This window comes from Loigolactobacillus bifermentans DSM 20003, from assembly GCF_001434575.1.
Lineage (GTDB): Bacteria > Bacillota > Bacilli > Lactobacillales > Lactobacillaceae > Loigolactobacillus > Loigolactobacillus bifermentans.
This window is the reverse complement of record NZ_AZDA01000046.1, coordinates 62,848-75,278: the sequence shown is the minus strand read 5'-3', so window position 1 is coordinate 75,278 and position 12,431 is coordinate 62,848. Positions and strand designations below refer to the sequence as shown.

Sequence of the window (12,431 nt, the reverse complement as noted above, 5' to 3'; positions counted from 1 at the left end):
CGATGAGCATATGGCTGAATCTCTAACCGAGATCAAACGGCGCATTGACTCCACTAAAAGTACCGAAAAAATCACGCAAGCGATGCAAATGGTTTCAGCAGCAAAACTGAACCAGATTGAAAAGAAATCGACTGCGTACCAAATCTATTCATCAAAAGTACGGGAGATCGTAACTCATATGGCAGCGGCCCAATTATTGGCGCTAAATGCTGCGGGTAGCGGTTCAAGTAAAGACAAAAAAGAAGCCCTTCAGATCAGCAGCATGTTGCAACAACGTCCTGTTAAGAAGACGGGGTACTTGGTCATTACGTCGGACCGTGGCTTAGTGGGAAGCTACAACAGTAGCGTGATCAAAGCCGTGACGGATATGATCACAAAAGATCATCAGTCAAATGATGAGTATGTCTTTATGGCAGTTGGTGGCACAGGCGCGGACTTTTTCAAGAATCGTGGCATGAATATTGCTTATGAATACCGTGGTGTCAGCGATGTTCCCACTTATAATGAGGTTCGGGAAATCGTCAATACGGCTGTATCCATGTACGATTCAGGCGTTTTTGATGAGTTATACGTTTGCTATAACCATCACGTGAACACCTTACGTTCAGAATTTCGGGCTGAAAAAATGTTGCCTATTTCAGACTTAGATGTGTCTGAAGTTGCCGACAAGCATATTTCGTATATTACAGACCCTTCACAAGAAGAAGTCTTAGATGCGATTTTGCCGCAATACGCAGCAAGCCTTATTTTCGGTGCGTTAATGGATGCAAAAGCGGCCGAGCATTCGGCCGGGATGAATGCCATGCGGAGTGCTACGGACAATGCCAATGATCTGATCGATCATTTAACGTTGACCTATAACCGGGCACGCCAAGGGGCAATTACCCAAGAAATTACTGAAATCACAGCTGGTGCAAGTGCCTTAGAGTAATACCCAACTGTTGAGATTGAAGGAGGAACTAAACAAGATGAGTGCTGGTAAAATTGTCCAGGTAATGGGCCCAGTCGTCGATGTGGCGTTTCCCTTAGATGAAGCACTACCACAAATTAATAATGCGCTGATCGTTGAAAAAGGTGAGAATGATCAAATCACACTTGAAGTTGCCCTTGAATTAGGGGACGGCGTCATGCGTACAATTGCGATGGAATCAACGGATGGTCTCCAACGTGGGATGACTGTCAAAGATACTGCAGGTCCAATTGCAGTCCCTGTTGGTCCAGACACATTAGGTCGTGTTTTTAATGTCTTAGGTGAAACAATCGATTTTGGGGACCAATTCCCAGCTGATCATGAACGCAGTAGCATCCATAAAGATGCCCCTGCTTTTGATGATTTAAGTACAACTTCTGAGATCCTTGAAACTGGGATCAAAGTCATTGACTTATTAGAGCCTTACCTGCGTGGTGGGAAAATTGGGTTATTCGGTGGTGCCGGTGTTGGTAAAACCGTATTGATCCAGGAATTAATTCATAATATCGCCGAAGAGCATGGTGGTATTTCTGTCTTCACCGGTGTTGGTGAACGGACACGTGAAGGTAATGACTTGTATTATGAAATGAAGGAATCAGGCGTATTAAGTAATACGGCCATGGTGTTTGGTCAGATGAACGAGCCGCCTGGTGCCCGGATGCGGGTTGCGATGACAGGTGTTACATTGGCGGAATACTTCCGTGATGTTGCCGGCCAAGATGTTCTATTGTTCATTGATAACATCTTCCGATTTACCCAAGCCGGTTCAGAAGTGTCGGCCTTATTAGGTCGTTTACCTTCTGCCGTTGGGTATCAGCCAACCTTAGCAACTGAAATGGGTCAGTTGCAGGAACGGATCACGTCTACGAAGAAGGGGTCAATTACCTCAATTCAGGCCGTATATGTCCCTGCCGATGATTATACCGATCCAGCCCCAGCAACTGAATTCGCCCATTTGGATGCCACAACCAACTTGGTGCGTTCCTTGACTGAACAAGGGATCTACCCAGCCGTTGATCCATTGGCTTCTTCTTCAAGTGCTTTAGACCCAGCTATTGTTGGTGAAGAACACTATCAAGTTGCCATGCAAGTCCAACAGGTCTTACAACGTTATCGTGAATTACAAGATATTATCTCGATCTTAGGGATGGATGAATTATCTGATGACGAAAAGATTACCGTTGCACGTGCACGTCGGATTCAATTCTTCTTATCACAAAATTTCTCTGTCGCAGAACATTTCACTGGTCAACCAGGTTCATATGTACCTGTTAAAGAAACTGTTCGTGGCTTTAAAGAAATTTTAGCCGGTAAATACGATGATCTGCCTGAAGATGCTTTCCGTGGTGTTGGTGGCATTGACGAAGCCGTTGCAAAGGCTAAGAAGATGGGCTATGGCGCAACTGATGCGGCAGCCGATACAAAGGCAGCTGCAAACTAGGAGGTGGTCATCATGGCTGATCAATCAGTCCTGACAGTAAATATTGTCACGCCAGATGGGATCATTTATAATCACGATGCACAGATGGTTATTGTGAAAGCATTGGATGGCCAACTCGGTATTATGCCTAACCATGAACCGATTGTGGCACCACTTCAAATCGACGAAGTTCGGGTGAAGCGGGCTGACAAGCCGGATCAAGAAGATTCAATTGCCGTTAATGGTGGTTTTATGGAAGTTGCCGATAATGTAGCCTCTATTGTAGCCGATTCGGCTGAACGGGAACGTGATATTGATGTTGAGCGGGCTCATTTAGCAGAACATCGGGCACAAGAACTCATTAAAGCAGCTGAAGCGAAGCATGATGCAGATGAATTAAAGCGGGCGCAAATTAAATTGCGTCGTGCCATGAATCGAATTCATGTCGCTGAACACTAGTTATCGCATATGAAGAGTCGAGATGAGAATCTCGACTCTTTTTTTTAAATCTCAAAATGAAAGCGGGTTCTTAAAGATATTTTCTTAAGCTTTAGGGATATTCACTGCTTTTTCAAGCGCGCTATGCTAAAATAGTGAGCGAATGAATGGGGGGTATCCTTTGCAAAATATTGGGATCCAGGCGATTATTACACTTGCCTGCTATTTTATTTTTACTGGTGTGGCCTTTTGGGCGCTACAAGCGTTGCGCTTTGATCGTTTCATTAGGCGTGACCACGTTCCCCAAGCACAGATGCTGATCGGGTTGCTTGCCGTTGCCATTGGCTATTTAACCAGCAGCTTCTTTTTAAGCTTTATTGACCAAGCACGAAATTTAATCTTCTTAATACGCTAACGGAGGAAAATCATGACAGACAAAATTATGGTACATGGCGGTAACCGTCTTGCTGGAACAGTTGAAATTGAGGGTGCGAAAAATGCAGTGTTGCCAATTCTGGCTGCAACGATTTTAGGTTCAACAGGCACTACCCAATTAGACAATGTGCCGATTTTAGCCGATGTTTTCACAATGAACAAAGTTTTAAACTGTCTACACATTAACTTGCAGTTTGATCAAGCTAAAAAACACATTGATTTAGACGCTTCTGGTGATTTGGCCAGTGAAGCACATTTTGAATTGGTGTCTAAAATGCGGGCATCAATCGTGGTATTAGGCCCACTTTTGGCGCGTTTAGGTCGGGCACAAGTGGCGATGCCAGGTGGTTGTGCCATTGGAACACGACCAATCGACTTACATTTAAAAGGCTTTGAAGCGTTAGGTGCGAAAATAACGCAGCATGATGGCTATATTGATGCCGTTGCACCTGTTTTGCGTGGCGCTCACATCTATTTGGATTTTCCAAGTGTTGGTGCGACGCAAAATATTATGATGGCTGCGACGTTAGCTGAAGGCACGACGATTATTGAAAATGTTGCCCGCGAACCAGAAATCGTTGACTTGGCGAATGTCTTAAACAAGATGGGGGCCCAAGTGATTGGGGCTGGTACGGATACATTACGGATCATCGGGGTTAAAGAAATGCACGGCTGCCACCATAGCATTATCCAAGATCGTATTGAAGCAGGGACTTTTATGGTGGCAGGCGCCATTACAGGCGGTAACGTTTTGGTAAAAGACGCGATTATTGAACATAATAAACCGTTGATCTCTAAATTACGTGAAATGAATGTGAAAGTGGTTGAAGAGGCTGCTGGGGTACGGGTGATTGGCCCTAAACAGTTAAAGCCTTGCAGTGTTAAAACTTTGCCACATCCCGGTTTTCCAACTGATATGCAAGCACAAATGACCGTGTTACAGCTTGCGGCGCAAGGCACCAGTATCATGACAGAAACTGTTTTTGAAAACCGCTTTATGCATTTAGAAGAATTGCGCCGAATGAACGCCGAATTTAAAATTGAAGGCCAGTCAGTAATTTTGTACGGGCCAACTCAGTTTAGTGGCGCAGAAGTCGCCGCCTCAGATCTACGTGCAGCGGCAGCGTTGGTGATCGCCGGGCTGGTTGCAACAGGATTCACCAGTGTGACGAACTTAAAGTATTTAGATCGCGGTTATTACGAGTTTCATAAGAAGTTATGCAAACTGGGTGGTGAAGTGATTCGCATTGATGAAACAGACGCTGCGCAAATCAAAACGTTGCCAGCATTTGAAACAGTTTTAGCAGGGCAAACACGATAATTGCAAATAAAAAAGGCAGTGAGCCTTTTTTTGTTTGCTGAAGTTAAGAAAATGCTAAAGTCTTCTTTAAATAACCCGTTTTCATAAGAACCTGCGTTTTCTGTTGTGCGAGGTTATGCTATAATTCATAATTGATTGAGTTTAATTAGTGAGAGGAGCAAATAAAGTATGGCGAAAGATATTGGCATTGATCTGGGCACAGCCAACGTATTGATTCACGTTCAAGGAAAGGGGATCGTTTTAAACGAGCCTTCCGTTGTCGCAATTGATACAAAAAGTGGTAAAGTCTTGGCTGTTGGTTCCGATGCATACCGAATGGTTGGTCGGACACCAGGAAATATCCGCGCCATTCGACCGATGAAAGACGGTGTGATTGCCGATTTTGATATTACAGAGGCAATGTTATCTTATTTTATTAATAAACTAGATGTAAAGGGTATTTTATCTAAACCCAATATTTTGATTTGCTGTCCAACGAACATTACATCCATTGAACAAAAAGCAATCATTGAAGCCGCTGAAAAATCCGGTGGTGGGCACGTTTACCTTGAAGAAGAACCTAAAGTAGCTGCTGTTGGTGCTGGGATGGATATTTTTCAGCCACAAGGCAATATGGTCATTGATATTGGTGGTGGGACCAGCGATATTGCAGTGCTTTCCATGGGTGAGATCGTCACCAGTCGGTCCTTGCGCTTAGCAGGCGATCGAATGGATGCCGAAATCGCGACTTTTGTTAAAAACGAGCATAACTTATTAGTTGGTGAACACACTGCTGAAAAGATTAAAATCGAGATTGGTGAAGTTTACGGTAAAGATGAAGGCAAGTCTCTAGAGGTTCGTGGTCGCGATATGGTAACCGGTTTGCCACGCACCGTGACGATTACCTCCAAAGAAGTTGAACAGGCCCTACGGTCAACAATGGCCCAAATTGTGCAGGCCGCTAAAGATGTCTTAAATCAAACACCACCTGAATTATCAGCTGATATTATTGATCGTGGTGTGATTCTAACCGGTGGTGGTGCTTTATTACACGGCATCGATCAGTTATTTGCTGATAACTTAAAAGTGCCAGTAATCGTTGCTGAAAAGCCATTAGACGCCGTGGCACTAGGGACCGGAGTTTTATTAGGCAACATGAACAAAAGCAAAGATAAAGACAAAGAACGCTAGAATGAGGTGAAAAGATGCGCAATACAAATCGATTTGATATTTTTGTCCGTCCGGTTTTAACGAAAATTTTATTTGTTGCTATTTTAATGGTCTTGGCCTTACTAGTCGGAAGCATGGTTGGTTTTGCCATTGGCGGCGGGAATCCGTTACGTGTCTTTTTACCAAGCACTTGGGGACATATGTTAGAGTTTGTACAGTGATTGGCGGAAAGAAGCTCGTGTGCGCTCACAGCTTCTTTTTTCGGGTTGGAAAAGAGGTGTCGGCATGCAAACATTATTGTTAGGTCTGATTCGGTTGTATCAACACGGTATTTCACCATGGTTACCGAAAAGCTGCCGCTATTATCCAACCTGTTCTCACTATACAGACGAGGCGATTCAACGTTTTGGTTGGGTTAAGGGGAGTTTAATGGGCCTTTCGCGGATTTTACGCTGTCAACCGTTTAGCCGCGGTGGTTTCGATCCAGTCCCATCACGGTTCCAATTAAAACGAAATGGTGATCCGCAACAAATTGAAATTGCGAAAGGAAAGTATTATGGCGAAACAACCAACTAAAATTGAATTAAAACTACAAGACGAACAATTAGCCGGCAAAACAGTGCAAGCTGTTTTTGATGGTAAAAAGCAGATCGGGACGATTGAAGAGGTCGACGCCCGTCATTTTCAAGTGTTACGACCAAGCGGTGACACGTTTATCGCGCGTAGTTTTAACGATGGGCTCAATGAGTTGATCATGGCCTATCATCTGCACAAGTAATTTTAAGCTTTTGTAACGTCTAGGCTTCACTTTACTTCTGCGGAAGCGGCTGATGATACGCAAGTTAAAAATGAAAAGCAAGGAGTTCTAAGATGCGAGAACAAGCACGTACAGAAATTGAAAACCCGCGCATTGATTACGGGATTATCTTTTCAGTGATGATGTTGGCATTGATTGGTTTAGCATCGATTTACGTTGCGGCCGTTCATGATAAATCATCCGTTAATGTTACTAAAATGGTGGCCGTTCAGTTACTGTGGTATGTGGTCGGAATTGGGATTATTTTGATCGTCATGCAATTTGATACGGAACAACTTTGGAAAATTGCACCCTATGCTTATGGCTTGGGGATATTCTTGATGTTTGTGATCCTGTTCCTGTATAGTCGTGCGTATTACGTGCAAACCGGGGCAAAAAGCTGGTTTGCAATTGGGCCATTTACCTTTCAGCCGTCTGAAGTCATGAAACCGGCCTTCATTTTAATGGCCGCACGAGTGGTGATGACGCACAATACCCATCACCATGTTCATGATGTTAAAAATGATTTTATTTTAATTGGTAAGTTGGTTTTATGGACGTTACCAATTATTATTTCGTTACACTTTCAAAATGACTTAGGGACAACATTGGTCTTCCTTGCAATTCTGGCGGGTATCATCTTAGTTTCCGGTATTACTTGGAAAATTTTAGTCCCAGTCTTTACAGGTGCGGCTGTGATAGGGACTTCTGCAATTGTATTGGTTGCCACAGATGGTGGTCGGAGTTTGTTGGAAAAAATTGGGTTTCACGCGTATCAATTTGCGCGTATCGATACTTGGTTACATCCGGCCAATGACACGTCAAATAATGGTTATCAATTATGGCAGAGTATGAAGGCCATTGGCTCAGGACAGGTTTTTGGGAAAGGGTTTAATGTTTCTCAAGTCTATGTCCCAGTCCGAGAATCTGATATGATCTTCTCCGTAATTGGCGAAAACTTCGGGTTTATTGGCGCCACCATTTTGATTTTGTTGTACTTCCTGTTGATCTACCAAATGATCCGTGTCACATTTGATACTAAAAATGAATTTTATGCTTATATTTCAACTGGGGTTATCATGATGGTGTTATTTCATGTTTTTGAAAATATTGGGATGAACATCGGGTTGTTACCATTGACCGGGATTCCATTGCCATTTATTTCCCAAGGGGGGTCCTCACTGATTGGGAACCTGATAGGGGTTGGCTTGATCATGTCCATGCGCTTCCATTATAAGAGCTACATGTTTAGTGCCGACAGTGAGTCTTTTCATTAATGACCTAAACTGACTTGACTTTGTCAGTAGGACTGCCTATAATAAAACACAATTCAATAAACACACAATGAATGAGTGAGTAAGCTTGTGGGGCAAAACAGCGACCTGTTGACAGTGGAAGAACAGGCAGAAACCAAGTTGAAGATGGCTCAGGAGTGTTTGTTAGGTGAGTTAGCAAGCCTAGCACGTTGATCACGCGTTATCTTGATGGCAGTCTTTATGACTGATAAAGGCTATTTATGTGAGTAAATAGTGAAATACAGGTGGTACCACGGTAAGTAATCAACTTCTCGTCCTCAAACAAACGGTTTGGTGACGAGAAGTTTTTTTGTTGGCGTCAACTTTGAGGAAGCATTGCTTTGACGCAGACATTGTATATTTTGAGAAAGTAGGTGACAAACGGTGATTGAATTAACTGATATTAGCAAAACGTTTAATGTTCGTAAAAAGACCATTAACGCGGTGCAAGACGTTAATCTTAAAATCAATGATGGTGAAATTTACGGCATTGTTGGTTATTCAGGTGCTGGTAAAAGTACGTTAGTCCGGATGTTTAATGGCCTGGAAACACCGTCCACTGGTACAGTTACAATTAATGGGACTGTTATGAGTGAATTAAGTGGTAAAGCGTTACGTGATGAGCGGCAAAAAATGGGGATGATTTTTCAATATTTCAATCTACTTTGGTCGCGTACCGTGATTGAAAATATTGCGTTTCCGTTAGAATTAACCAAAGTGCCAAAAGCAGAGCGGCTGGCAAAGGCTGAGGCCCTCATTAAAACGGTTGGGCTAGAAGGCCGTGAAAATGCTTATCCAAGTGAATTATCTGGTGGTCAACAACAGCGTGTGGCCATTGCCCGAGCATTGGCCAATGATCCCAAAATCTTGCTCTCAGATGAAGCAACCAGTGGTTTAGATCCGAAAACCACAGATGAAGTGCTTGACTTATTATTGAAGATCAATAAAGAATTAAACATTACCATTGTGGTGATCACCCATGAAATGCATGTCATTCGTAAAATCTGTGATCGAATGGCCGTTATGGATGACGGTAAAGTGGTTGAAGAAGGCTCTGTTTTCGAGATTTTCAGACACCCACAAGAAGAAATCACCAAGCGCTTTGTTTCTGAAGAAGAGACACCACAATTAGACGATACCACCGTGGTGATCAATGAATTATTAGCGCAAGTGCCAACTGGCAAAATCGTCAAATTAACGTTCCATGGCGACCAAGCAAAGTTGCCGATTATTTCGGAAATGCTGCGGCAATTTCCAGAGGTTGATCTGAATATTGTCGATGGGTCGATCCACCAAACGCAGGAAGGCTCAATTGGGACGCTTTACCTCCAGCTGTTAGGCGATGAGGCTGAAATTAATGGCGCAGAAGAGTATTTACACAAAATGCGTGTTGGAACGGAGGTGATTCGTGGTGAGTGATACAACTGGTTTTAGTTCCTACTTTCATTTGTCGCAAGTTGATTGGTCAAATATGTGGTCTGCAACATTAGAAACAATCTGGATGACGGTTTTTTCACTGATTTTAGTGGCAATTATCGGAATTCTATTAGGCCTGTTACTGTTTGAAACAACTGGCCAAACGAATTTAGGGGCGCGCTTTATCAATGGGTTAACGTCATTATTCGTCAACGTTTTTCGTTCGATTCCATTTATTATTTTGATTGTGCTCCTATTGCCGATCACCAAAGGCTTGGTCGGCACCATTATTGGGCCGAAAGCGGCCTTGCCATCCTTGATCATTTCTGCGGCACCATTTTATGCACGAATGGTCGAATTAGCCTTTCATGAAATTGATCATGGGGTCATTGAAGCGGCAGAAGCGATGGGTGCGACTAAAGCGCAAATTATCTTTAAAGTGTTGTTACCAGAAAGTAGTCCAGCTTTGGTATCTGGGATTACAGTAACGGGGATCTCGCTCATTGGGTATACTGCGATGGCGGGGGTCATTGGTGCAGGCGGTTTAGGAAATCTGGCCTATTTAGATGGTTTCCAAGCCAGCAATAATACGGTTACCTTGGTTGCAACTGTTATTATTTTATTAGTTGTTTTTGTTTTCCAAATCATTGGGGATTGGACCGTGCGTCATTTAGACAAACGGATTACAAATTAATCAGTCGTGGTTACGACGGGAGGAGTTTTGATATGAAAAAGCATGGTATTGTTCGTTTATTCACTGCAGCTGCTGTTTTATTATTGGGTGCTAGTGCAGCTGCTGCACCAGTTTCAGCGGCGACAACATTGAAGGTTGGGGCGACTAAAACACCACATTCAATTATTTTGAAGCATGTTAAGCCACAATTGAAAAAAGAAGGCGTCAACTTAAAAGTGACAGTCTTCCAAGACTATTCTTTGATCGATAAGGCCATGATGGCCGGCGACTTGGATGCCACTTATTTTGCACACACTCCATATGTTCAGCAAGAAATTGCCAAACAACATTATAAGATCAAGATCGTGGGCTCAGTGCACTTAGAGCCAATTGGGGCGTATTCTAAGAAAGTGAAGAAATTGTCACAAGTGAAGAAAGGCGCAACGATTTTAGTATCCAACAATTGGCCTGATTATGGTCGTGTTTTGACGATGCTGAAGGATGCTGGCTTGATCACGATTAAAAAAGGCACGAAGTTAACCGATGCTGACTTCTCAGATATTGCCAAAAATCCTAAGAACTTAAAATTCAAGTATTCTTATGATCCAAAATTAATGCCTTCTTTGTATAAAAACAATGAAGGGGACGTGGTCTTCATTAATGCCAATTTTGCCGTTCAGGCTGGCATTAATCCGAATAAAGATGCCATTGCATTAGAAAAGAAATCATCACCTTATGCAAACGTTGTTGAAGTTAAGAAAGGTGATCAAAATAAACCTGCTGTTAAGAAGTTGATGAAAGCTTTACAATCTAAATCAACTCAAGCATGGATCGGTAAGCACTTTAAAGGTGCCGTATTACCAGTGAAATAGATGTTACAGAAAAAGGCAGAAGCTGACAGAAAGTAAAACGTTGGTGTATCAGCGTTTTACCAGAATTATGCTTCTAACCATTTCTACAATTTTCCGATGAAGGGCGGAAAAAGGGCGGAAACGTCCAAATCAATCCGTATTTCCGCCCTTAATGGCTGTATCTCGTGTGTGACGCGGGATACAGCCTTTTTTTGTGTTTAAATGTCCATCAAACCAACGATTTTGCGTTGGCCTGCTTCGGTGCCATTATCGTAGTAATCAGTCATACTAAGATTTTTGTGACCCAACATGTTAGAAACGTCTTTGCGGTCTTCGGATAATGGAATCGCAAAGGTGGCAAACGCATGGCGCATGAGGTGCGGGTAAACGTGGAAACCAATGGCCTTTGAAATCGGCTTAAACAGCATATTAAGCGACGAAATGCCTAACGGGCAACCTTGTGCATTGACGAAAATAAAATCGTCTTCAGCGACCTGTAATTCATTCTCAAGCTTAATCTGTTTGGTGGCTAGCATGGCCCGCTTTAAAATGTTGCTGCACTTTAAAGAGATTGGCACGTCACGGGTTGAGGTGCTGTTCTTGGTTTTCTTTTGGCCTTCGGGACAAGCACGGGTACGGGTCCAGCAAACGTGGACATAATTTTGGTGCACATGCTTGTACTTTAAGCCTAAGACTTCCGAATGCCGCAAGCCATATAGTGTCAGGTAAAAGGCGCCTAGTTGGTCGTCGGACAGCAAGCGTTCAGCTGCTTGAATTGCTGCATTGTATTTGTCGCGTGGAATATCCACGTTGTTCTTGTTGACACCGTCAGGGATGCGAATCCGCTTGATTCGGTTAACTGTGATGACCTCGCTTAAAATTGCATCATTCAGCATGGCTGATAGCATGCGGCGAATCATGTACAAGGTGTTTGACGAATAGCCAATTTTACCATCGGCCCGTGGGTAGTGAATCAACTCGTCTATCCAGTCTTGGAAAGAATCACGGGTGATCTCATCCAAAGGCGTGTCGCCGTAGTGCGGGATGATGTGGCTGTTGTACATTGTGTTGTAATTCCAAAGTGAATCACGGGACCAGGTACCGTCAGCGACATTGCGTTCTGACCATTTTTTATAGTATTCCTTGACCGTAACCTTGCGGGCCTTACCGTTGGTGAGTAAAGCGTCCCGCAAGGCGTTGTCAGCCCATTCAGTGGCCGCTTGCTTACTACTAAACCCGGCACGTTCAAAACGTTTCTTATGGCCTTTAATCGTTCGTTTGAAGCTAACGCGATAGCAGCGCTTTTTCTGTTGCGTGGTGTACGAGTGAATCCGTGGATCTGATGCAATCTTTTTGTCATTACTAAATTTCATTTTCAAAGTTCCTTTCTTTTACGAAACCGGGCTAGGATTTATGAAAAGAAAGTAGGCAACACCACCTTTCAGGCGTATAATAGAATACGAAAAAGAAGCCACCTCAGTGGCAGTTTTTGTGATAGATACACTCTCAAAACTTTGGTCGGGGATGAGGGTGTATTTTTTTGTGATATTAATGCTATAATCCGCATAGAAGGGAGGACGACTATATGAGCTCTATTAAACAATTTAAGAAAGCTTCTCACGAACACAAAGAATTTAATCGAAAAGTAACAACGCATATGTCTGAAA

Annotated in this window: 14 protein-coding genes; 13 read left to right on the top strand and 1 reads right to left on the bottom strand. The window is 43.2% G+C overall.

Features of this window, described 5'->3' with window-relative positions; all coding sequences use genetic code 11:
- Positions 1-10 precede the first annotated feature (10 nt).
- The 13 genes from FC07_RS06935 (at position 11) to FC07_RS06875 (ending at position 10,785) form a co-directional block, all read left to right on the top strand.
- Positions 11-931 carry a F0F1 ATP synthase subunit gamma gene (locus FC07_RS06935; RefSeq protein WP_057904403.1) on the top strand — a complete coding sequence of 307 codons (921 nt, stop codon included), beginning with the start codon at positions 11-13 and terminating at the stop codon, positions 929-931.
- Between the two features lie 37 nt (positions 932-968).
- Positions 969-2,411, top strand: a complete 1,443-nt coding sequence (gene atpD / locus FC07_RS06930; protein WP_057904402.1) for a F0F1 ATP synthase subunit beta — start codon at positions 969-971, stop codon at positions 2,409-2,411.
- Between the two features lie 12 nt (positions 2,412-2,423).
- Positions 2,424-2,849 carry a F0F1 ATP synthase subunit epsilon gene (locus FC07_RS06925; RefSeq protein ID WP_057904401.1) on the top strand — a complete coding sequence of 142 codons (426 nt, stop codon included), beginning with the start codon at positions 2,424-2,426 and terminating at the stop codon, positions 2,847-2,849.
- Positions 2,850-3,009: 160 nt separating this feature from the next.
- Positions 3,010-3,243, top strand: a complete 234-nt coding sequence (locus FC07_RS06920) for a DUF1146 family protein (RefSeq protein WP_083483237.1) — start codon at positions 3,010-3,012, stop codon at positions 3,241-3,243.
- Between the two features lie 12 nt (positions 3,244-3,255).
- On the top strand, positions 3,256-4,584 hold the full coding sequence (gene murA, locus FC07_RS06915; RefSeq protein WP_057904399.1) for a UDP-N-acetylglucosamine 1-carboxyvinyltransferase: 1,329 nt from the start codon (positions 3,256-3,258) through the stop codon (positions 4,582-4,584).
- Between the two features lie 168 nt (positions 4,585-4,752).
- Positions 4,753-5,754: a rod shape-determining protein gene (gene mreB / locus FC07_RS06910; RefSeq protein ID WP_057904398.1), complete on the top strand. Its 1,002-nt coding sequence runs from the start codon at positions 4,753-4,755 to the stop codon at positions 5,752-5,754.
- Positions 5,755-5,768: 14 nt separating this feature from the next.
- A complete protein-coding gene (locus FC07_RS06905) occupies positions 5,769-5,954 on the top strand; it encodes a DNA-directed RNA polymerase subunit beta (RefSeq protein WP_057904397.1) in 186 nt (61 codons plus the stop codon).
- A 64-nt stretch (positions 5,955-6,018) separates the two neighbouring features.
- Positions 6,019-6,309, top strand: a complete 291-nt coding sequence (gene yidD, locus FC07_RS06900; protein ID WP_057904396.1) for a membrane protein insertion efficiency factor YidD — start codon at positions 6,019-6,021, stop codon at positions 6,307-6,309.
- On the top strand, positions 6,290-6,511 hold the full coding sequence (locus FC07_RS06895; protein WP_057904395.1) for a DUF2969 domain-containing protein: 222 nt from the start codon (positions 6,290-6,292) through the stop codon (positions 6,509-6,511). The genes yidD and FC07_RS06895 overlap by 20 nt, the downstream gene beginning before the upstream one ends.
- Positions 6,512-6,603: 92 nt before the next feature.
- The gene (locus FC07_RS06890; RefSeq protein ID WP_057904394.1) at positions 6,604-7,806 is read left to right on the top strand and encodes an FtsW/RodA/SpoVE family cell cycle protein; all 1,203 of its coding nucleotides are present in this window, start codon (positions 6,604-6,606) and stop codon (positions 7,804-7,806) included.
- A gap of 402 nt (positions 7,807-8,208) precedes the next feature.
- The gene (locus FC07_RS16440) at positions 8,209-9,243 is read left to right on the top strand and encodes a methionine ABC transporter ATP-binding protein (protein WP_057904393.1); all 1,035 of its coding nucleotides are present in this window, start codon (positions 8,209-8,211) and stop codon (positions 9,241-9,243) included.
- Positions 9,236-9,934: a methionine ABC transporter permease gene (locus tag FC07_RS06880; protein WP_083483235.1), complete on the top strand. Its 699-nt coding sequence runs from the start codon at positions 9,236-9,238 to the stop codon at positions 9,932-9,934. Before FC07_RS16440 ends, FC07_RS06880 begins: the two co-directional genes overlap by 8 nt.
- Positions 9,935-9,966: 32 nt before the next feature.
- Positions 9,967-10,785 (top strand): MetQ/NlpA family ABC transporter substrate-binding protein, encoded by an 819-nt coding sequence (locus tag FC07_RS06875; RefSeq protein ID WP_057904392.1) that lies wholly within the window; start codon positions 9,967-9,969, stop codon positions 10,783-10,785.
- Positions 10,786-10,982: 197 nt separating this feature from the next.
- On the opposite strand, the gene FC07_RS06870 is transcribed toward FC07_RS06875, so the two are convergent.
- Positions 10,983-12,137 carry a tyrosine-type recombinase/integrase gene (locus FC07_RS06870; protein ID WP_057904391.1) on the bottom strand — a complete coding sequence of 385 codons (1,155 nt, stop codon included), beginning with the start codon at positions 12,135-12,137 and terminating at the stop codon, positions 10,983-10,985.
- Positions 12,138-12,431 lie beyond the last annotated feature (294 nt).